This window comes from Nonomuraea antri, from assembly GCF_013283785.1.
GTDB classification, from domain to species: Bacteria; Actinomycetota; Actinomycetes; order Streptosporangiales; family Streptosporangiaceae; genus Nonomuraea; species Nonomuraea antri.
The window spans coordinates 1-20,069 of the sequence record NZ_JABCPZ010000207.1; the positions used below are offsets into that span (position 1 = coordinate 1).

At 68.5% G+C, this 20,069-nt stretch carries 26 protein-coding genes and 1 pseudogene; 16 read left to right on the forward strand and 11 right to left on the reverse strand.

Going from position 1 to position 20,069, the window contains the following annotated elements; translation table 11 throughout:
* Positions 1-2 precede the first annotated feature (2 nt).
* The 5 genes from HII36_RS42750 to HII36_RS42770 form a co-directional block, all read right to left on the reverse strand.
* On the reverse strand, positions 3-563 hold the full coding sequence (locus tag HII36_RS42750; protein ID WP_328808145.1) for an FG-GAP repeat domain-containing protein: 561 nt from the start codon (positions 561-563) through the stop codon (positions 3-5).
* Positions 446-1,606: a LamG-like jellyroll fold domain-containing protein gene (locus HII36_RS42755; RefSeq protein ID WP_173529072.1), complete on the reverse strand. Its 1,161-nt coding sequence runs from the start codon at positions 1,604-1,606 to the stop codon at positions 446-448. The genes HII36_RS42750 and HII36_RS42755 overlap by 118 nt, the downstream gene beginning before the upstream one ends.
* A gap of 219 nt (positions 1,607-1,825) precedes the next feature.
* On the reverse strand, positions 1,826-2,356 hold the full coding sequence (locus HII36_RS42760) for a hypothetical protein (RefSeq protein ID WP_173529073.1): 531 nt from the start codon (positions 2,354-2,356) through the stop codon (positions 1,826-1,828).
* 278 nt (positions 2,357-2,634) lie between these two features.
* Complete coding sequence (locus HII36_RS42765; RefSeq protein ID WP_173529074.1) at positions 2,635-3,042, reverse strand: nuclear transport factor 2-like protein; 408 nt, start codon at positions 3,040-3,042, stop codon at positions 2,635-2,637.
* 95 nt (positions 3,043-3,137) lie between these two features.
* Positions 3,138-4,427, reverse strand: a complete 1,290-nt coding sequence (locus HII36_RS42770; RefSeq protein ID WP_173529075.1) for an erythromycin esterase family protein — start codon at positions 4,425-4,427, stop codon at positions 3,138-3,140.
* A 424-nt stretch (positions 4,428-4,851) separates the two neighbouring features.
* Here HII36_RS42770 and HII36_RS42775 point away from each other — a divergent pair, with 424 nt between their 5' ends.
* The 4 genes from HII36_RS42775 to HII36_RS56095 all read left to right on the forward strand — a co-directional run bounded on the left by HII36_RS42775 (position 4,852) and on the right by HII36_RS56095 (position 8,481).
* Positions 4,852-5,226, forward strand: a complete 375-nt coding sequence (locus HII36_RS42775) for a YciI family protein (RefSeq protein ID WP_173529076.1) — start codon at positions 4,852-4,854, stop codon at positions 5,224-5,226.
* Between the two features lie 3 nt (positions 5,227-5,229).
* The gene (locus HII36_RS42780; protein ID WP_173529077.1) at positions 5,230-6,441 is read left to right on the forward strand and encodes an RNA polymerase sigma factor; all 1,212 of its coding nucleotides are present in this window, start codon (positions 5,230-5,232) and stop codon (positions 6,439-6,441) included.
* Between the two features lie 132 nt (positions 6,442-6,573).
* Positions 6,574-7,215: a class I SAM-dependent methyltransferase gene (locus HII36_RS42785; RefSeq protein ID WP_173529078.1), complete on the forward strand. Its 642-nt coding sequence runs from the start codon at positions 6,574-6,576 to the stop codon at positions 7,213-7,215.
* Positions 7,216-8,055: 840 nt separating this feature from the next.
* Positions 8,056-8,481, forward strand: coding sequence for a hypothetical protein (locus HII36_RS56095; RefSeq protein WP_217370667.1), 426 nt, complete (start codon positions 8,056-8,058; stop codon positions 8,479-8,481).
* Here HII36_RS56095 and HII36_RS58940 read toward each other — a convergent pair.
* Complete coding sequence (locus HII36_RS58940) at positions 8,473-9,657, reverse strand: barstar family protein (RefSeq protein ID WP_173529079.1); 1,185 nt, start codon at positions 9,655-9,657, stop codon at positions 8,473-8,475. The genes HII36_RS56095 and HII36_RS58940 overlap by 9 nt on opposite strands.
* A gap of 183 nt (positions 9,658-9,840) precedes the next feature.
* A pseudogene (locus tag HII36_RS57310) lies at positions 9,841-10,168 on the reverse strand (transposase); the annotation flags it as partial.
* 379 nt (positions 10,169-10,547) lie between these two features.
* Here HII36_RS57310 and HII36_RS59365 point away from each other — a divergent pair.
* The 5 genes from HII36_RS59365 (at position 10,548) to HII36_RS42825 (ending at position 13,399) form a co-directional block, all read left to right on the forward strand.
* Positions 10,548-11,210, forward strand: coding sequence for a universal stress protein (locus HII36_RS59365; RefSeq protein ID WP_217370669.1), 663 nt, complete (start codon positions 10,548-10,550; stop codon positions 11,208-11,210).
* A complete protein-coding gene (locus HII36_RS42810; protein WP_173529080.1) occupies positions 11,150-11,680 on the forward strand; it encodes a hypothetical protein in 531 nt (176 codons plus the stop codon). Before HII36_RS59365 ends, HII36_RS42810 begins: the two co-directional genes overlap by 61 nt.
* The gene (locus tag HII36_RS42815; RefSeq protein WP_173529081.1) at positions 11,653-11,898 is read left to right on the forward strand and encodes a hypothetical protein; all 246 of its coding nucleotides are present in this window, start codon (positions 11,653-11,655) and stop codon (positions 11,896-11,898) included. The genes HII36_RS42810 and HII36_RS42815 overlap by 28 nt, the downstream gene beginning before the upstream one ends.
* A gap of 167 nt (positions 11,899-12,065) precedes the next feature.
* Entirely contained in the window at positions 12,066-12,548 is a 483-nt protein-coding gene (locus tag HII36_RS42820; RefSeq protein WP_173529082.1) for a DUF6193 family natural product biosynthesis protein, read from the forward strand.
* 584 nt (positions 12,549-13,132) lie between these two features.
* Positions 13,133-13,399, forward strand: a complete 267-nt coding sequence (locus HII36_RS42825; RefSeq protein WP_173529083.1) for a hypothetical protein — start codon at positions 13,133-13,135, stop codon at positions 13,397-13,399.
* 37 nt (positions 13,400-13,436) lie between these two features.
* On the opposite strand, the gene HII36_RS42830 is transcribed toward HII36_RS42825, so the two are convergent.
* Positions 13,437-14,327, reverse strand: a complete 891-nt coding sequence (locus HII36_RS42830; RefSeq protein ID WP_173529084.1) for a LysR family transcriptional regulator — start codon at positions 14,325-14,327, stop codon at positions 13,437-13,439.
* Positions 14,328-14,456: 129 nt separating this feature from the next.
* Here HII36_RS42830 and HII36_RS42835 point away from each other — a divergent pair, with 129 nt between their 5' ends.
* From HII36_RS42835 to HII36_RS42855, 5 genes are all read left to right on the forward strand, one after another.
* Positions 14,457-14,630 carry a hypothetical protein gene (locus HII36_RS42835; RefSeq protein WP_217370670.1) on the forward strand — a complete coding sequence of 58 codons (174 nt, stop codon included), beginning with the start codon at positions 14,457-14,459 and terminating at the stop codon, positions 14,628-14,630.
* A gap of 43 nt (positions 14,631-14,673) precedes the next feature.
* Positions 14,674-15,087, forward strand: a complete 414-nt coding sequence (locus HII36_RS42840) for a VOC family protein (protein WP_173529085.1) — start codon at positions 14,674-14,676, stop codon at positions 15,085-15,087.
* Between the two features lie 11 nt (positions 15,088-15,098).
* Positions 15,099-15,533, forward strand: a complete 435-nt coding sequence (locus HII36_RS42845; protein ID WP_217370671.1) for a YdeI/OmpD-associated family protein — start codon at positions 15,099-15,101, stop codon at positions 15,531-15,533.
* A gap of 113 nt (positions 15,534-15,646) precedes the next feature.
* A complete protein-coding gene (locus tag HII36_RS42850; protein ID WP_173529086.1) occupies positions 15,647-15,901 on the forward strand; it encodes a hypothetical protein in 255 nt (84 codons plus the stop codon).
* A 100-nt stretch (positions 15,902-16,001) separates the two neighbouring features.
* Positions 16,002-16,193 carry a hypothetical protein gene (locus HII36_RS42855; RefSeq protein WP_173529087.1) on the forward strand — a complete coding sequence of 64 codons (192 nt, stop codon included), beginning with the start codon at positions 16,002-16,004 and terminating at the stop codon, positions 16,191-16,193.
* 186 nt (positions 16,194-16,379) lie between these two features.
* On the opposite strand, the gene HII36_RS42860 is transcribed toward HII36_RS42855, so the two are convergent.
* Positions 16,380-17,282 (reverse strand): LysR family transcriptional regulator, encoded by a 903-nt coding sequence (locus HII36_RS42860; RefSeq protein WP_173529088.1) that lies wholly within the window; start codon positions 17,280-17,282, stop codon positions 16,380-16,382.
* A 159-nt stretch (positions 17,283-17,441) separates the two neighbouring features.
* Between HII36_RS42860 and HII36_RS42865 the strand changes: the two genes are divergently transcribed.
* Positions 17,442-17,765 (forward strand): DUF1330 domain-containing protein, encoded by a 324-nt coding sequence (locus tag HII36_RS42865; RefSeq protein ID WP_173529089.1) that lies wholly within the window; start codon positions 17,442-17,444, stop codon positions 17,763-17,765.
* 104 nt (positions 17,766-17,869) lie between these two features.
* Here the strand turns inward: HII36_RS42865 and HII36_RS42870 are convergent, their stop codons facing one another.
* Positions 17,870-18,616 carry a TetR/AcrR family transcriptional regulator gene (locus HII36_RS42870; protein ID WP_173529090.1) on the reverse strand — a complete coding sequence of 249 codons (747 nt, stop codon included), beginning with the start codon at positions 18,614-18,616 and terminating at the stop codon, positions 17,870-17,872.
* Positions 18,617-18,689: 73 nt separating this feature from the next.
* Here HII36_RS42870 and HII36_RS42875 point away from each other — a divergent pair, with 73 nt between their 5' ends.
* Positions 18,690-19,547, forward strand: a complete 858-nt coding sequence (locus tag HII36_RS42875; protein ID WP_173529091.1) for an SDR family oxidoreductase — start codon at positions 18,690-18,692, stop codon at positions 19,545-19,547.
* A gap of 79 nt (positions 19,548-19,626) precedes the next feature.
* Here the strand turns inward: HII36_RS42875 and HII36_RS42880 are convergent.
* A partial coding sequence (locus HII36_RS42880; RefSeq protein WP_173529092.1) for a CAP domain-containing protein occupies positions 19,627-20,069 on the reverse strand: 443 nt, incomplete at its 5' end.

Sequence of the window (20,069 nt, forward strand, 5' to 3'; positions counted from 1 at the left end):
TCTCAGAAGTGCCCCGCCCAGCCCGGCCCGCGGGACTGAGCGTCGCCGAACCGGTTGTCGCCCCTGCCGTTCCAGATGTAGAGGGTGCCGTCGCGGGTGGCCGCGAGATCGGCGCGGCCGTTGTGGTTGATGTCGCCGGGGGACATCAATGTGCTCGCGTACGGTTCCCAGCCCGGCCCGACGTCCTGGCCGGCGGTGAAGTTGTTGGCACCCCTGCCGTTCCAGATGACGAGAGTGTGGTCGGTCTTCCTGACCGCCGCCAGGTCGCCGATGCCGTCGCCGTTGAAATCACCCCCGATCGGACGGGTGTAGGCGTCCCAGCCCGGCCCGACGGCCTGGGCGGCTCCGAACTGGTTGTCGCCCTTGCCGTTCCAGACGTACAACGTGCCGTTGTGCGTGGCTCCGAGGTCGTCGTTGCCGTCCTGGTTTATGTCGCCGAGCGAGATCAGCGTCGCCTCGTACGGTTCCCAGCCGGGCCCGAGTCGCTGGGCCGCGGTGAAGTCGTTGCCGCCCTTGCCGTTCCAGATGTGGAGGGTGTGGTCGTCCTTCTTCGAGGCGGCCAGGTCGGTGCGGCCGGGTCGGTGCGGCCGTCGCGGTTGAAGTCGCCCGCGACCGGCCGGCTGTAGGCGGCCCAGCCGCCCCCGATCGGTACCGCAGAGGCGAACGTGTTGGCGCCGGTGCCGTTCCAGACGGTCAACGTCCCGGTGGCGGACGAGAAGAGGTCACCGGCCCCGTCACCGTTGAAGTCCGTGTTCGCGCCGGTCATCACCGCGTAGTGCGAGCGGAGTTCGGCCGCCGTGAGTGCGCGATCGTAGATGGCGAACTTCCCGATCGCCCCCTTGAAATACGACTTGAAGTCCCGGGTGCCCACCCGGACAGGGGCCGAGCCGGGCTTGGGCCTGACGATGACCTCGTCGGGCTGACCCGGGCGGTAGGTCAGGTCTCCGGCACTGGCCTGCACGCCGTTCTTGTAGATGCGCACTTTGCCGTAGGCGCCCTCTGAGGTGTCGAACGTGATCGCGACATGCATCCACTGGTTCACCGTCAGCGGGTGCTGGAAGGCGGCGCCGGCCCCGAAGCCGCCGTCGAGGTTCCAGGCGTAACCGGAGACGCGGTTGGGGCGGTCGGGGTGGGACTTGTTGTACATGCGACCGGCCCACTCCCGGTCGCCGCCGGGGCCGGACTTCGTGCCCTTGCCCATCCAGTAGACGTAGCCGTCCTGCTCGTCGTCGGCGAACTCCAGCGTGTGCGGCCTGATCCACGCCTCCACGGTGAACTTCCCGGTGGTGGAGATGTGGAAGGCATTGGCGTTGGGGACCTCGAAATAGCCCGAGGAGCCGTTGAAGACAGCGGCGCCGTCCCTGTTGGGGAGCTGCACCGAACTCGTGACGCCCCGGAAGGTGCCCTTGTGGCCATGGCCGGTGCGGTCGGTCTCCGTACCGGACGACGGGTGGGACAGCCGCCAGTAAGCGGCCGGTTCGTGCGAGAGGACCAGCTGATCGTAGGGACTCAGCCCGCTCTGCTGGGCCGCGGCGGACCCCGGGACGGCCACGGCCGCCGACATCGCCATCATGACGGCGCACGCGCCGATTCTTGTCCATGTCACGAACGAGCACGGTAGGGATCGGCGGTATGCCAGCGGTATGTCGCCGCTGACCGGGTGATTCGCACTCCTGCGGGGCCTGTCCGAGCAGGAGCGGCGAGCCTGCGCGAACGGATCGACCAGTTCGCGCAGGAGGAAACCGGTCCCCGAACGGTAGCTAACGGCCTGCCAGTACCGATTCGGTGGACGGTCGTGAGCCGGCGCGGCCCCCGCGCCCGCCGGTCACATGCCGCTGTCAGACGAGGTGCCGCCGGTCTTCGTGACCTTCTGCTCGATCCAGGGCCGCTTCTCCGACGTGCAGCCCGCGCCCGTGCCGGGGACGGTGAGGCAGAACTTGCTCTGACGCCAAGCCGTGTAGGAGCCCTTTCCAGCTCCGCCGCTGGTCTTCTCGGACTGGATGCCGTGGTATCTCCACCCGGTTGCGATGCTGTCCGCCCACGCCTTCGAGGACGCGGACGTGATCTTCGTGCCGTTGAAGCACCAGGTCACCTTCTGGTGGAACTTGAACAGCGTCGACCCGAAGATGTTCTTCGCGGTCTTGGTGCTCTGGAAGGTCTTGCACTTGACCGCCGGAACGCCCGTACCCGTCGTACCCGGCATGGTTGTCTCCTTGGCGGAGATGACGTCGAATTCGAAGGTGGCCACAGCTGAGTCCGCCGGGATCTCATCAGCAGCAGCCGCAGGTCCCCCCAGCAGAGCGCCGGCGCTGATCGTGACGGCGGCGAGGATACCGAGCTGGTTTGCTCCGCGCATGGAATCTGCCCCTTTATCTGAAGCGGTTTCTGAGACAGGAGAAAACCTAGGGACGCGCGGTATGGCGGAGGTATGCCACCGCGCCTGGCCGACATGTCGCCCAGGCGCGGCCGGTGACCGGCACGATGCTGCGGCCGCAAGACCTGGCTCGCCCGAACGCCGCGCGGCGGTCCCGATGAAACCGCTCCACACTGGCTAGTCACTCCCGGTATTGGCTGACAAGCTCTGCACGTCGCCTTCGTCGCGAGGGCCTCATCCCTGTCCGCGAGCGGGCAGGGCTACTGCACTTCTTCCAGTTGCTTGCTGATCTGATCGATCCGGCGGATCCGGCCGTCTGACGCCAAGTGGCCGAACATGTAGATCTCCGCCGCGAAGGTCTTGCCCTTGCGCAACTTGGTGCGCAAGGTCCACCGAGCGGCGATCCGGTCACCCGAGACCAGCGCCTGGTGGATCTCGACACCAGACCAGTCGTCAGCGGTCATCGCCTCTCTGTCGACATTCTTGCGGACAGGGCGGACATGATCGATCATGCGCTGTCGGTCGATCACGAGTCCGTCGTTGCAGTACTCGAAGTCCGGAACGAAGTAGCGGTCGAGGATCGCGTCAGGCTCCTCGTCGGAGACAGCCATGTCCCGGGTGTAGGTGATCAGAAAGTCAACGAGGTCGCGTTCGGAGCTGATGCCCATGATGTTTCCTTGACGGAGAGAATTGTGCGCCGCGTCCATGCGGCCGCCGAGCTGAAAGCCTCCTCAGCCCAGACGCGCGGGAACTGCTTACGACCTCAATTCACGACGCGTTCCAGCACGTGATCGGTGCCGGTCGTCCGGGATACGTGCGCGATGGCGTCGAACGCCTCGAACACCGGCATGTCCAGGAAATAGTCGGCCATGCGCGAGTGCTGGAAGGACGCCGCGTCGTCGATGTGCGGACGGGCCGCACGCAGATCGGCGAGCGTCCAAAGCCGGTCGGTGGGAAACGCCGCCTCAATGCTTCCCTCGGCGGGCGGCGGAAGCGGCGCGTCGTACCAGGCGCCGTGGGGTCGCTCCGGAGTTGGTTCCCCCAGAGTGGTGGTGCGGCCCAGGCTCGACGTGACACCGATCGCCCGGTAGTCGTCTCCCAGGGCGGCGGCGAGGTGGGCGCCGGTCGGCAGGAGCGGGTTCCCCTGGCTATCGGCCGCCGGTGTGCGCTGGATGTGCCAGTTGTGCGCTGCCAGCACCACGCGTGAGCCGCCCTCCGCCAGGCGCAACACGGTCTCGGCCATGTAGACGTCACGATACGTCGAGGCGGACTCGAAGCCCTCCTGGACGTTGGCGCGGTGGAGCTGGTCGAGATACCAGGCGCCGCGCAGGTGCCACATGGCCGTGTCGTGCTCGGCCCCGTGGCCGTGGGCGCGCTGGACGAGAGCCAGACGCTGCAGGTGCCCCATCAGTCGGCTCAGCGCGCTGGTGAGCAGGTCCTGCTCGCCAGGGTCGAGGGTCTGGTAGCGGCCGAGCGCCGTGAAGGTCACCGGGTCGTCGAAGCGGCGCGCCACGCTGAGCGCCTGTTCCAGCAGCGGAAGCGCCTCCGGGATGACCCGGCGCACGTAGTCGGCCACCTCCTCCAGCGCGGGCAGAGGCGATGCCGCGGCGCCGGGCAGGTCGGTGCCCAGGCACCGCAGCGGCGCTTCTACGGCGGTGCGGTTCCGTTCTCTCATCCAAGTCAGCGCCTCGTGCATTTCCTGGCACTGGCCGAGTGACAGAGCGATACCATCTGCCGCGACCTGCTCCACGGTGCCGGGGCCGCCGCGGACCCAGCGGTCCAGGACCTGGCCCTGGGTGAACGGGGCCTCCAAGGCGTACACCTCGAAACCGCACCGTTCGACCAGGAACCGCAGGATGCGGTGGCGTACCTGGTAGAACTCCCGGACGTGGTGGGAGCTCTCGCCAAGCGCCACGACCCGCGCGCCGCCGACGATGTCGCGCAGCGGCTCGAGGTCGTCCAAGGGGAACTGGAAGTCCAGGGTTTCCAGGGCACGGGCATGATCGCCGACCCAGCCGGCGAAACTCCTCTGGCGGCTCGTTGTCACGTTCATGCCCGACAGCGTTTCGCGGCGGGCCTGCCCTGGTCATCATGCCTGCGAAGGGACTTGAGGGTACGACTGGCGGAGCAGAGGCGTTCCTGATTACGACGTTGGAAGTATCCAGGTGGTCCGCATCCCTCGCTGGAACGCGAATCAAAACGGATGGCGCACGAACACGGCGTCTCGATCGCCACTCAGACCCGGGCCGGGCACTCCGCGCACGAGATTCTCCCGGGTCGGCTTCATCCACCACTACAAGCCCCTGTCCGCCGACGAGCAGGCGTGGCGCGACCTCCTGGCCGAGGCCCGGGCCCACGACTGTCCCCCCGCCGGGTAAGCGGACTAGATTTTTCGAGCGCAGGTGTCGATCCGGCCGGAGCCCGTTCGTAGTCAGGTGACCGGGCCGACAGGGTCCGCCCCTGAGAGGAGCACCGCCATGCCGCACTACCTGCTGTCCGTGCACAGCGTCGAGGGCCAGAGCCGCGAGCCGGTCACCGAACCCAGGACGGAAGACGAGATGCGCCGGTCCCATGGCCGGCTCGGCGCCATCGAGGAGGAGATGAAGACGTCCGGGATGTGGGTGTTCTCCGGCCGGCTGCACGAGGCCGACACCGCCACCGTCGTCCGCACCGCCGGCGGCCGGACCGTGACCACCGACGGCCCCTTCAGCGAGTCCAAGGAGCACCTCGCCGGCTTCTACATCGTCCGGGCCGACGACCTGGATGCCGCGCTGGCCCTGGCCGCGCAGGTCACCGCGGCCATCGACACGCCGATCGAGGTACGCCCGTTCGCCGCCACGTCCGGAGACTGAGCGTTGCCCGTCGACCCCGACGCGATCGGCCGGATCTTCCGCCAGGAGTACGGCCGGTCGCTGGCCGCTTTGATCGGCGTGTTCGGCGACATCGACGTCGCCGAGGACGCGGTCCAGGAGGCGTACGCGCTGGCCTTGGACAAGTGGCCGGCCGAGGGGCTGCCGCCGAACCCCGGCGGCTGGATCACCACCACCGCCCGCAACCGCGCCCTGGACCGACTGCGCCGCCGCACGCGCGAACGGCGGCTGCTGAGCGAGGCGGCGCTCATGGCCGGTGACGGCGGCCCGCTCCAGGAAGGAGGAGTCGTGCCCGACGACCGGCTCAGGCTGATCTTCACCTGCTGCCACCCCGCCCTGGCGCCCGAGACGCAGGTCGCGCTCACTCTGCGGCTGCTCGGGGGCCTGTCCACCGAGCAGGTGGCCCGCTGTTTCCTGGTGGCCGAACCGGCCATGGCGCAACGCCTGGTCCGGGCCAAACGCAAGATCAAGGCCGCGCGCATCCCGTACCGGATCCCCGCCGGCCATGAGCTGCCCGACCGTCTGCCGCCGGTGCTGGCCGTCGTCTACCTCATCTACACCACCGGCCTGTCCGGTACGGAGCGGTCGGTGCTGTGCCCGGAGGCGATCCGGCTGGCCCGCGTGCTGGCCGCGCTCATGCCCGACGAAGGCGAGGTGGCCGGCCTGCTGGCCCTGCTGCTGCTCGTCGAGTCCCGCCGGGCCGCCCGCATCCGGCCGGACGGGGGTCTGATCCTGCTGGCTGAGCAGGATCGCGGCCGCTGGGACCGCGGCCTGATCGCGGAGGGACACGGCATCGTGCGCCGTTGCCTGGCTCGCGACCGGCCCGGCCCCTACCAGCTCCAAGCCGCCATCAACGCGGTCCACGCCGACGCCCCGACCGCCGCCGACACCGACTGGAGCCAGATCGTCGCCCTCTACGACCATCTCTACAGCCTGGCCCCCACCCCGGTGGTGGCGCTCAACCGCGCCATCGCGATCGCCGAGGTACGCGGACCCGCCGCGGGCCTGACCCTCATCGAGGAGTTGGAGGCGGAGCTGGACCAGTACTACCCCGTCCACGCTGCCCGGGCCGAACTGCTGCGCCGCCTGGACCGGCCGGGCGAGGCGAGTGCCGCCTACCGGCGAGCCGCCGCTCTGGCGCCTCCCGGCCCCGAGCGCGACTTCCTCCGACGCGGTGGCCGCCTGCCGCATGACTGAACCGGTGGAGCCTTGCACACGGGTGACGTCCGCAGGAAAGGGAGCCGATCCGCGATGTCCGGCCGGGCCGGCGCCGGAATCGATGTGCCGTGGTTCTAGATCGGTGCTCGGCTCCATCGTTATGGTCGTCTCATGGCGATCGACGACGAAGCCCTTGTAGCCGAGCAGATCACCTACTACCGGGCCCGCGCGAGCGAATACGACCGGGTCTACGACCAGCGCGAAGACCTGCGCGAACTGCTGAGCGTGGCCGGCGACCTGCCCATCACCGGAGACACGCTGGAACTGGCCTGCGGAACAGGACAGTGGACCCGGGCACTCGCAGCCCGAGCGCGCACGGTCACCGCCGTGGACGCCTCGCCCGAGGCGCTGGCCATCGCCCGCACCCGGGCCACATCGCCCAACGTGCAGTTCCACCAGGCCGACCTCTTCGCCTGGCAGCCGGCGCGCCGCTACGACAGCGTCTTCTTCGCCTTCTGGCTCTCCCACGTCCCACCCGCCCGGTTCGCTGCCTTCTGGGCCACCGTCGCCGCCGCTCTCGCACCGCGTGGCAAAGCGGTCTTCATCGACGAGGGCCCCGCCGAGGCCGCACGCGAGGACGTCGCGGCCACGGTGCGCCGACTCGACGACGGCAGCAGCTACAACATCGTGAAGATCTTCCACGACCCCGAGCAGCTCACCACCGACCTCGCCGACCTGGGCTGGTCCGCTGACATCCGGTTTCGCGGGAACTTCCTCGTGGGCGTCGCCGAGCCACGTACCAGCACTCACTGAAGGGGTCATCGCCACGGTGGCGGCGTCTGCCGCAGACCGAAACCAGCGACTTCTCCACGGTGCGGAAGCCCACGTTGTGCTTGCTCTGGATGGTCCGGATGGACAGCCCCGATCGAGAGCCGCGGCGGATCGCCGTGTACGACTCGACCTTGGACGTGGGCTGCACCAGCGCCACCTCATCCCGCGAAGCACATCCTTGTCACCGATAGAACCGATCAAGGGCTGCTGCTTGCTCATACCGACCGATCGCCATCACATCGGTGGCTGTCTGCCGGACTGCGCACCGCGCGACGGACTCGTGCGGCTCGTTCAGCAGGTGTTTCCAGTCCCATGGTGATCTGGCTGGTGCGCCTGCCTGGGACGTCAGCGAGAGACGGTCATGCCGGCGAGGCGGAGAACTGTGTTCGTACCTCTCGCTTCCGCTGGGTTCGGTGTCTTCGGCACAGTCATGAGCGTGCCCCTGGACGAGTTGCCGCACTGGTGTCTTGACCATCTGAGTGACAAACCCGCCGACGTGGTGTTCCGGTCGCAACAGGTCTTGATGGTGTTCGGTCTACGGTTGGCCGGTGGCCGGGACGTTGTCGTCAAGGCACGTGCCGACGAGGCCGCTGGTCAGTGTCGGTGTGCTGGCTGTGCACGCTGAAGAGTTCCGGCCCGGCGGCGAGGTGTCGCACGGGGCGTCGCCGGACATGGCCGTGCGTTGCGCGGAGGTATTCGCTCGGCTGATGGCCGAACTCGCCGGTGTGATCGTCACGCCGCCGTTGCCGAATCCGCCCTGGGTGCGTTGGGACGAGACCGGTTCTGCGACATGGCCGGCTGCTGACCGCCGGGCTGCCGTGCGTGCTCGGCCACGCCGACTTCGAGGAGCAGAACCTTCGGTGGCGGGGGCGGCAGATGTGGACGGTGCACGACTGGGACAGCCTGGCCTGGCAGCCGGAGGCGGCGCTGGTGGGAGCGGCGAGCGGGTCGTTCGCCAGTGCAGGGCCGCCGACCCTGGCGCCGATCGAGAGCTCCGAGGCGTTCCTGATGGCTTATCAGGACTTTCGGGGGCGCTTGTTCACGCCCATGGAGCTGGAGATCGCATGGGCGGCCAGCGTGTGCATGGCTGCTTACAATGCCCGGGAGATGGCACTGTGCGGCGGCCCTCCGGCGGGCGGCGACGCGCTGCGGGCACAGGCAGCCGAACGCCTCCGCCGGGCGAAAATGCGCTGTAGCAGTCAGCCGGGTTGTCCGTATCGCTCCACCAGCGGTGCTTCGTCAACGTAGTTCAACCTGAACGCCGTCCTCAGTGAGACACTGCACCAGGTCGTCGAAGGTCACGGCGGGCGCCCAGCTCTTTCGGTCGTAGCCGGGGACCAGGTGGGTGCGTGCGACCTCCGAGTCGTGCCAGATCAGGCGGAAGCCGGGGGTCGCGCCGCCGTCCCCGATGGCATTCTCGTGCAGCCAGAACAGGTCACCGCCGAACCAGCCCCCAGGACCGTTGATCGCCTCGCCGATCGCGCAGTAGAAGGCGTCGTAGTCAGTGATGTGGCGCCCGTCCAGGTGATACACCGTGCCCGCAGGCTTGTCCGGAGCGTAGATCCGGTGGATCGCGGCTGCACGTACCCACAGGTAACGATCGCTGCGATCGAGCTTGGCCCAGAGGTTGGGCTGGGTCGGGCCGCCGGCACGCCACATGTCCCACAGTGGACGGTGGTTGGCTGCCATCGGCGCTGGGATCCGCGCATCCAATACGACATCGACAAGATCGTCACCAAGGGTGGAGGGGCGCGAGGTCACAACGCTTCCGAACACACGTTGTCCCCAGCCCATCGTGTGGGCCGTACCGTCGACGCGCACGTGGGCCAGTTCGGCCTGGAACGATCCGCTGAGTCCAGGACGGCAGCCCAGCAAGGTCAACGGCGGACCTGGCGGCCAGCTTTCCGGCCGCTCGTGGAACAGGCCTGCGATGTCACGGCACTCCCCGGCCGCCGGCATCTCCTCGCTGGATCCGTTCGGCGTCGACCACCACAGCCGGTAACCGGAGACGGTGGGAGCGACGGTGCCACCCTGATTGTTGTCCTCGTGGCAGCGATGGCCTTCGAGGTCGATGTCGAGCAGACCGGATCCGTCTGCGGCGGGGCGGTGGCCGACGACCCGGACGTCAAGCAGTTCCTCCATGATCTCGTAGCATTCCCGGCACTGGGCCTCGCACCGTTCGCTCACCGGTCGGCCGGGAACGTGTGCGCCCTCGGCAACGAGGTTGCCGAACCAGGCAGGCCCCGTGCCGTCGATCGTAGCGAGAAGCGGTCCGGACGGCGCGCAACTCAACAAGGTGTAGCGCTCATACGACGGCTCGATCGGGAACACTCGGTCGGTGAAGAGCCCATCGATCTCGGTGATGTCGGCGAGGGTGACGCCGGTTTCCTCATCAAGTAGCCGCCAGCGCAAAGGGATCGACACGGGTCGACCTTAACCTGATCGGGCGTGCTGCACGACCGGCAGATCTTCGCCCAGCCACGGACGAACAGTCCCAGGCACTGAACGGCGATCGGCACCCGCATCAGCACGACGTCCGCTCATACCGCTGATGGAGCGTCTGGTCGTGCCGCCGACGTGCCCCCACCGCCGGCCCCGGGCGAGCACCTTGGCATGGGTGAGGCGGCCTTCGAAGGCGATCTGGAAGGAGTTCAAGGGCGCCTTCCAGCGCATGGTCCATCTCTTGCGGCCCTTGCCGGTCGGATCCAGGCTCATCAGCGCCATGAACACGCACTTCAAAGCCGCGGACTCATTCGGGAAGGTGGCCACGGGAACGAACTGCCTTCCGGATGCGGGCGTTGACACTCTCGATCGCGTTGGTGGAACAGATGACCTTGCGGATCTCCACGTCGAAGGCCAGGAAGGGCACGAACTCGCTCCAGTTGGTCTCCCACAGGCACACGATCGCCGGGTACTTACGCCCCCAGACCTCGGAGAACTCATAGAAGCTCGGCCGCGGCTGCGCCCGTGCGAGCGCCTCCGCGGGCTCCGGGCCGATGGACGATCAAGCGCGGGACAGGACCACCGTGAGCGCTCCGGTCGTGCCCAGGCCGGAGGGGCCCCGCCGACCTCGACCGGTTCATCGAGGCGATCGAGCGCGAGCGCGAGGGCGAGGCGGAGGCGCGGCGGCTCGCCGACCGGGGAGTCAGGCTCGCGCGCACGGCCGGCTGGAACGCCGAGCCGCCGGTGCGGCGCGCCTACGGCGGCGAGGGACTCTACTTCGCGCAGCTTGCGCAGGAGATGGACGCCGATCTGGTCATGGTGGGCTCTCGCGGGCTGGGTGGCGCCCAGGCGGTGCTGGGCAGCGGTCGGACATGGTGGTGCATTACACCCCCCGCCCGGTACTGGTGGTGCCGCACCCGTTGCCGACCGTCGAGCAGGAGGCGCTGGCCGGTGGGCCGGTGGTCATCGGCTGGGATGGCTCAGCGGGGGCCGAGGCTGCTTTCGCGGCGTCGCGGGCGCTGTTCGCGGGGCGGGATCTGGTACTCGCGTCCGCGGATCCTTCGGTCGAGTCCACCCGATCGCCGGTCGAGGGTGTCGAGCGGGTGGATCTCGCCCGCGGCTCCGGCGCTCCTGGACGGGCGGTGGCCGAGGCGCTCGGCGCGTACGGTCGTAAGCGCGGTGCGGCTGCGCTGGTGGTCGGAACGCGGGGACGCTCCGCAGCGCGGGAGATCCTCACCGGCAGCGTGACGATGGCCGCGCTGCACCACGCCCACCGGCAGGTCACGGTCGTGCCTGGCTCCCGGGAGGGGCATCACGGGCAAGGCCCGGCGCAAGAACCCCCGCACCGCCATGCGCTACGTCAAACCCGGACCCGAAGCCATCGCCAAGGTCACCGAGGTCCTGGCGCCTGCCCAACAACTTCACCTACGTCTCCGAAAGACAGGCCGCGGAGTCCCAAGAGAAAGGAAGTGACGTGGACAGCGACTTTAATGTCCACGGATGCTCTCCTCTCGGCAACCACGCCTCTCTCATGAACATCAAATGGACCATGACCAAGCTGCCATTCCTTGTCATGCTGGTGTCCATCGTGTCGATCACCCTCGCAGCCTGCTCCTCGGCAGCAGAACCGCCCCTGATTTCGCCCTCGGACCCAGAGGTGGAGAAACTGCGGTTCACGGCAAGGCAGGCGCTGAACAGCCGTCTCAATCAGACGGCCAAAGCCGCGGGCCTGGCCAAGGAGATCAGCCACAGCGAGCTCGATCGGTGCAGGAAGGGCAATGACGATGCCAAGAACATGGAGAACTTCTCATCCAAGTGCACGCTCAGCCTCTACCGCGCCTACGTCTGGAACGGAGACATCGAGGGCCTCCTGGATCGGTTACCCGACTGCCCAGGAGCCGAGCTCAGGGATTATTGGCGTGAGTTCGGCGGCAAACCAGATCCGCAGGACGCCTGCGCATCTACGATGTCGGCGACTTGCCCGACCTCGACTGCGCCGGCTTGACGATGACCTTCACCACGCCCGCTCATAGCAAGGACCCGGGGTTCAACGACGTCATGCCGGGTGCCACAGTATGGGATCCGGACGGCGGCATGCATAACGCCTACTACTGGGCGCCGGAAGGGAAACCGTGGCTCGACATCTGGCTGCGGAACCAAAAGCGATACCGGTTCCTGGTCGCCATGGAGGCGTCCGAAGACTACGCACTGATCAAATCGTAATCATCACGAAAGATCGTGGTCCACCCGTCCGAGGCGACCGGACGAGCAACGTGGGAGGAGTTCATCGCCCTCGACGAGATTCCCTTCCACGTCGGCGGTCGGGCCGACGAACGCCTGGCGTTCCAGGCATCCTTCCCAATCCACAACTGAAAGCCGGGCGACAAACCATGACGATGAACTCCGGCGCCTTCGGTCGGGTACCTCGGATTCCGCCGAAGCCCGAGCTTCCCGATCTCGCCGCTGCCCGCAGGCTCGGCCCGGCGGAGACCGTAGAGGCGCGCTGGCAGCAGCAGCTGCTCGTCTGGCGCTGGTATCACGAGCGGTTCGAAGCCTTGCATCCCGGCAACGACTACCCGGGCATTGTGGCTCTGATCGAGGCTGCCGGTGCGGAACCGAAACTCCGGCAGCTCTATCCCTTCACCAGCCATTTCAGGCTGCTGTTCAGCAGCTGCACGAGATACCCGTGGTCGGTCCAGGCGCCGTCGATCGAACCGCTACCTGACGGCCGGTTTCACGTCCGTCGTCCTCGAAGCTTCGAAGACATCGGAGTCACCCACACCGCCGGCACCGCAGTGGCCCTCGCCGTCGACAACCTCCCAGCCGGGCTCGGCCCAGCTGTCGACTCCCAAGGGGACGGCAGCCGGGGTTGAGGAGAATACGAAGCCGCGGTTCCTGATCTCGCGTGACTACGGCACGGGCGGTTCGTGGCGGTGGGTCCGCGCCCGTTCGGCTCGAATCCCACTGCCCGCTATGTGTGTCAGATCACCATCGGTGCACACCAGGAGACCAGAGGTCAAATCACAAGCTGAGGCGGGTGATGTCACGCTCGCCGAGCCGGATCCCGCCCAGGCCGACATGGCCTGGGCGGGATCGGGGGGATCAGATTCTCAGTGGTTCACTTCACTTCCAAGGCGCATAGCGCCGCTTTCTGCCCGAGCCGGCCGCCTACACCGCCAGGTGACTGGCAGCCGAGGCCGAGCGGCGCCGATGCGCGCGCGAACGCGAGAGCGAACCGCGCCTCGTCGGCGTTCTTGACCGACCTCGTACAGCTGATCGGCCGCCACTACGGCAACGGGGATTCGGGCCCGACGCCAGGAGATGAGGCCAGCGGCCTCAGGCCGGCGCCCACACACGCCGGCCGCCAGCCTGAGGTGGGCGTCCACGCGGCCGCCGCATAAAGGCCGGTGCCATATGTCCTGTTACCGTGCGCTGGCCCCGTGAGGGAGGGGCCAATTTGTCGCCCCTGCCTCACCAGGTCAGCGCGTCATCGCCGCATCTGCGGAATGTCAGTCTCAAGCCGAAGGATGCACCCCTGAACGATGCCCCTGCCCTGACCGCGCCGGCCGACGAGACGCGGTCGGTGCTGCCGCGGGAGGTCCGCGACCAGGACCTCAGCCTGCGCGACGCGGCTCGCCGGAATGCCGGCGGCCACCCCCTGGTGACCATCCTGCGCGAACCCGATGGTCAGGGACCCGAGCCGTCAGTGCTGATGGAGGGCTGACCAGGTGTCTCGCCGAACCTGCGGGTGCGGGCGTTGCTCATACGGTGGTGGTGCCCAGGTCGTGGACGGTCTGGGCGAGGGCGCGGACAAGGTCGTTTTCGGTGTCGGTCTGCCACACCAGGGCGTACGTCAGGGGCGGCATGTCGGGGATGGGCAGCCAGCGGAGGTGGGGCATCGACCAATACCGGGTGACGTGAGCGGGAAAGGTGTGGACGATCTCGCCGGTGCCGACAAGATCGATCAGTTCGTCGGTGTTGGTGATGGGGGCGATGCGTTCGATCGTCTGCCCGCGCGGGGTGTGGAAGGGCAGATAGCTGTCCAGCCAGTAGTCCGGCATGTCGGTTGCGATGGCGTGCTGGAAGTCACCGAGCGCCTCCAGCGGGATCGAAGACCGTCCGGCCGGTTCGTGGGCGCTGGAGACGGCGAGCACCCGGCGGTCGGTGAGCAGCGACGGGCCTACGGTCAGGTCGGGTTCTTCCACGGGCAGCCAGGCGATCAGGATGTCCATCTCACCGTCGCGGAGGGCAGCGAACGGATCGATGAAGGGGGCGCGGCTTAGCTGAAGTTCCCATTGCGGGTGCCGCGCACGGAATTCCTGCCAGTACGGGTGGAAATCGTGGACGTTGAAGGGCAGCATGCCTACCCGCAGGCGCGCGGCGATGCCTCGGGAGGCCATCCGGGCGCGTTCAAGGCTTTGTTGCAGCCCCGAGTAGACCGGCCGTAGGTCGTCGCGCAATTGCTGTCCGACTGAGGTCAGGCGGACCTGACGGCGGTTGGAGCGGTCGAACAACGGGCTGCCGATGCGGCGTTCCTGCTGGCTGATGGCCTGGCTGACTCGGGCCTGGGACACGTGGAGCCGGGTGGCGGTCCGGCCGAAGTGCAACTCCTCGGCCAGAGTCAGGAAGATCTCGATATCCCGAATCTCCATTTAGTCCCCATTTGCATCATAAGTTCCAAGTTATCGAATCATACGGAATCTCACGTTGATGCAGACGTGCGGCCACTCCAAGGTGGGAGACGTCCGAAACCGCCGGAGACGACCCGTGTGGAGAAGGCCGTGAGCACGACGCTCGACATGACGACGATGTACGCGATGCATGACGCGCTGCGTCGCGAGGCCGAGCACCTGGCCAGGGTCACCGCTCGGGTCGACGGCGACCCACGCGCCATCCTGCGCACCGCGACCGGCGTGGCGTCCAGGCCCTGCCTGGACGGCCGGCCGGGCACATGATCAACCATGCACCGCATAACCATCCACACATAAGGAGTAAGACATGAAGGCACACGTCAGCTCGATCCTTCTAGGCGTCCGGGACATGGACCGGGCCAAGCAGTTCTACACCGAAGGACTCGGCTGGAAGATCGGGCAGGACTACGGCATCTCGGTGTTCTTCGAGTCGGACGGCGCCTCGCCCGTCGGCTTCTACGGCCGCGAAGGTCTGGCCGGCCTGGCGGGCACGAGTCCGGAGGGCAGCGGCTTCAGCGGACTGGTGCTCACCTACGTCGTGCGAAGCGAGGCACGGGTGGACGAGGTGATGGCGGAGGCGGAGAAGGCCGGCGCCACGATACTCAAGCCCGCCGGCGCCCTGCCCTGGGGAGGGTACGGCGGCACGTTCGCCGACCCGGACGGCTACATCTGGAGTCTCGGCTACAGCGAGCAGGCCCAGGACCAGCCCTACGCGGAGTAGAGGAGCACGTTGTGAAGTTTCGCACCCTCGTCGAGCCTCCCGAGCCCATGCGGGGATTGGCAGTTCCGCCCGACGTGGTCGAGGCGCTCGGCGGGGGCGCGCGACCGCCGGTGAAGATCACCGTCAACGGGCATTGCTGGAAGAGCCGCGTCGCCATCCTGCGCGGCCGTCATCTGCTCGGCCTCAGCAACGCCAACCGGCAGGCCGCCGGCATCGCGACAGGCGAGGAGGTCGAGGTCGAGCTGGAACTCGACACCGAGCCGCGCGTCGTCGTCGAACCCGTGGACTTCGCCCGAGCCCTCGACGAGGACCCGGTCGCCCGCGCGGCCTACGACGATCTCACCGACAGTCGCAAGCGTGAACACGTGCGTGCCATTGAGAGCGCGAAAAAGCCCGAAACACGCCGGCGGCGCATCGAGAAGGTCATCGCCACTCTGCGGGACTGAACCCCGAACTCCATCGGCTTGCCGTGCCACCCTGAGCCGGATCACCCGCACTGGGGTCACCTTGAATCTCCCGGGGTTCGGTGGAGACCTGATCTCTCCAGAGGATCGAGTCCGTGCCAGGCGGGTCTCCACACGCGGCCGTGCTGCGCCGCCGGGCGGTGCGGATGGTCGCCGAGGCGCCGCCGGGCCACCCGACCGAGTGGGCCACGATCGACGTGGTCGCGACCGGGCTTGCCATCGGCACCGCGGAGACACTGCGCCAGGCCCGGGTCGACGAGGGCAGTGGACGCCGCCAGGGGGCTCGCTGCTCTCCGAAGAGATCAGCGAGCGCCCTGGCGGCGTTCTGGCCAACCGGTGGTTCGCGCTGACGGACGCGCCTTGATCTAGCGGGCGCGGGAACCGCGCGCCGCCTTGAACGTCGAGACGTAGTTCGACCAGTCGGCCGGCCCGTCCCTGCCCGCTTCCGTCATGACCACTCCACCGGCCGCGGCTGACTTCCCGTGCCCGCCCGTGCTGGGCGTCTGCGCCTACGACGTGGACGACAACCTCAAAGTCCGCTACGACGCCGACGCCGACATCACCCCGCCCATCGTCCGGGCCGCCAACTGCAGCAGCACCCCCTGGTGCTTCCACCACTGGTTCGGTTTCGGGGTCGTGTGACTGATTGACGCGGCGGCTGACGGGGGCTCCAGCCCGCGCACCGACGCCACCACCTCCGCCAGGCCGAGCGTCGGTGCGCTGCCCGCACTTCAGTAAGACCGTTGTCGTCATCACCGCGAAGTCCGCCGGGCGCAAGGACTTCGGCCTCGCCACCGAAGGCGTCCGTCTCGCTCGACCTCTCGCGCGTCAGTCCGGCAGCCAGTGCAGCTCGTGCGCCAGGGCTTTCGCGACGGCACGGATGCGGCGGTGCAGTGGCGACTGCTCGCGGGGGAGGACCAGGTGGATCGTCAGGCTGTGCGCGCCCCGCAGCGGTCGCCAGGTGAGGCCGGCCGGTGCTGCCGTGACCGCGGCTTCTCCGGCCGGGGCGAGGGTGACCCCGTCGAGCAGGTCGCGCTGAGACATGTCGAAAGAGACCGCGGACGTGTGGAATCGAGGCTGTGGTCGGATGTCTCGGAACAGTGCGGACAGCTGATCGTGGATCACGGGGTTGGCCGCACGATCCGGGAGTCGCAGCGGATACGCGGCCGCGTCGGCGATCTCGATCTCCGGGTACTCGGCCAGTGGATGGTGCCGCGCCAGCTGGACCCCGACGCGCATACGCCGCAGCAGGAACCGGCGCACGCCACGACCCGGCTGTTCACCGCGGGTGATCCCGGCATCGATGCGGCCGTCGGCGACCGCGGGGGAGATCTCCGGTGTCGCCATCGGGACCGCGCCGACCTCGAGCCCGCTGGTGCCGCGAATCAGCCTGTCCACCAGGGCCGGTGCCGTCTCGGCCCCGGCGCTGAGGCTGTATCCGATGCGCAGCGTGCCCAGTTCACCGGCCGCCGCGCTCCGGGCGGTGTCCCATGCCCGGTCCAGCGCCGCCAGCGCGGGCGGCGCGGACTCCGCCAAAGCCGCACCGGCCGTGGTCAATACGACGCTACGCGTGTTGCGGACCAGCAGGGCCGTACCGAGTTCCGCCTCCAATCGGCGCATCCGGGCACTGAGTGCGGGCTGCGCGATACCGATCCGCGCAGCCGCGCGGGTGAAGTTCAACTCCTGCGCCAGCACCAGGAAGTACCGCAGGCTCACCGTATCCGGCGCCACGTACCCTCCCTGCCGATTGATAACGATCCGTTCTGAGTCTAGCCGGAACCGATCTTTCCCTCGGCCGCACATCAAGCCCTAACCTGCGCATATGACGATTCAACCGGCCGCAGTACCCGCCGCCGTTCGGACGTGTCCGGCCCGACGCAGGAGGTTTCCATGACCAAGGGCTACTGGGTCAGTGTCTACCCCGCCATTTCCGACCCTGAGCGGCTGACCGCCTACGACAAGCTGGCCGGTGCGGCTGTCCAGGCTGGGGGCGGGCGCGTCCTGTCCGTTGGCGGCCGAGTCGTCGCCCACGAGGCCGGAAGCACGCATCGCGTCGTCCTGATTGAGTTCGACAGCTTTGAGCAGGCCGTCGCGGCTTACGAGAGCGAGGCGTACCAGAAGGCGCTGGTGGCCCTCCCCGACGGCTTCGAGCGCGACTTCCGCATCGTCGAAGGCGTCGAGCGCGACTTCCGCATCATCGGCGGCGTCTACTGACCGGCGGGCGATGGAAGCCGAGGGTGAATCGCCTGGTGTGCCCGTCGGGATGGGGGCGTTGAGGGAAAATCCGAATAGACGGGTGCCGATCACCGGCGCCCGTCTCAGCGGGGAACGCGAGCGTCGATTCCGTCGAGCAGGGCGCGCAGGCCGAGGTCGAGCGCGTGCGCCGCGGCCTCGGCCGCGCTGCGGTCGAACCCGCCGTTCAGCCAGGCCTGCTCGATCGCCGGGTATCGCGCCGGGTCGAAGACGGTCTCCCAGAACACCTGGCGGGCGGCCCACCAGTCCTCGTCGGACTGGCCGCTGATCCGCTCGGCCTGCGTGTACTGGGCGAGGGTGGCGGCCGCGCCGTCGACGAACGTGACGATGGCGTCGCTCGCCGCGGACGCTTCGGCGGCCGGCAGCCGGGTCATGGATAGGGCGGCCAGCAGGAAGTTGGACCTGGAGAGCAGCCCCGGGCCGAGGGGCGGCCGCACGGTCGACACCGCGCGCAGCCACGGGTGACGCCCGTGCAGGGTCACGTTCTGCCGCGCGTAGTGCTCGATCTGGTCGCGCCACGAGCCCGATCGCGTCAGGTCGAGTTCCTGCCAGGCGGCATCCACCATCAGGTCGACGAGTTCGGCCTTGCCCGGCACGTGGGTGTAGAGCGTCATCGTGCCGACGCCGAGGGACGCGGCGAGCCGGTCCATGGTCATGGCGTCGAGTCCGTCGCGGTCCGCCACTGCCAGGGCCGCGGCGACGATCTTGTCCAGGGAGACCTTGGGTGGCCGGCCGCGACCCGATCGGGTCTGCGGGGAACGCCAGAGCAGGCGCAAGGTCTCCCGAGGATCTCCGCCACCGCTGCGTTCCATCCGCCCGCCCCCTTTTTTCGTATAGCGTACGGTATTGTTTATCCGTAGGACGTACGAAAAATGGAGGACGCGCATGAAAGTGCTGGTGACCGGAGCGACCGGGAACGTAGGACGGCACGTGACCGCGGGCCTGGTCGAGGCCGGGGTTCAAGTACGCGCGCTGACCAGGGACCCGCGGCGGGCCGACCTGCCCGGCGCGGAGGTCGTCCAGGGAGATCTCACCGAGCCGGAGAGCGTGCCCTTCGACGGCGTGGACCGGATGTTCCTCTTCCCGGAGCCGTCGACGGTCAAGCGGCTCGTCGAACGCGCCGGGGGAGCGGGCGTCCGGCGAATCGTCGTGCTCTCCTCGGGCGCGGTGACCGGCGGCTTCGACACCACCTTCCATCCGCCGGTCGAACAGGCCGTCCGGGAGTCCGGCCTGGAGTGGACGTTCCTGCGACCGGGCGAGTTCGCGGCCAACAAGCTCGCGCTGTGGGGGCCGTCGATCCGCGCCGAGCGGCTGGTGCGGGACGCGAACCCGGACGCGGCCTGGTTCCCCGTGCACGAGCGTGACGTCGCCGACGTGGCGCTGAAGGCCCTGCTGGAGGAGGGACACCACGGCAAGGCGTACGACATCAACGGTCCGGCGTTGATCAGCCTGCGCGAGCAGGTCGAGGCCATCGCCGGCGCGCTCGGCGAAGAGGTCGCGTTCGAGGAGGTCACCCCGGCGCAGGCACGCGAGATCTACCGGAAGATGGGCGGATTCGCCGCCGAGGCCGCGGACTTCCTGCTGGGATTCACCGACTACGACGGCAACCCGGCCGATCCGGCCGACCTCGGCGACTTCGATCCGAGCGCCCTGGGCCCGCTGCCCACCGCCGAGGCCGTGACGGGGAATCCGGCCCGGACGTTCGCACAGTGGGCACGGGACCGGGCCGAGGACTTCCGCTGACCGCGGCGACCGTCCCCCGCGGACATCGGGCCGCGCGTGACCGGCACGCCGGCCTCTCCTGAGGGGAGGCCGGCCGGGGCTACTTGGCGGCGAAGACCTGGGTCCAGTAGATCTGGCCCTGGGCGTTCTTGGCGGCGCCCACGCCGATCAGCGTGTACTTGCAGTTCATGATGTTGGTCCGATGGCCCGAACTGTTCATCCAGGAGGTGACCACCGAGGCGGGGGTGCGCTGGCCCATCGCGATGTTCTCCGCCCAGCCGGTGCCGCCGGTGAACCCGGCCGCCCTGATGCGGTCCATGAACGAGCGGCCGTCCTTGGAGGTGTGGCTGAAGTAGTTCTGCCTGGCCATGTCGGAGGAGTGGCCGAAGGCGGCCGCGCGCAGCCGCGGGTCGTGCTGGAGCGGACGGCAGCCGCCCTTGGCGCGTTCGGCGTTGGTGAGCCGGACGACCTCGTTCTCCTCGGCCGTGCCCACCGTGCCACCGGACGGCGGCGGGGTGGACGGCGCGGACGTGGGGGTGGCCG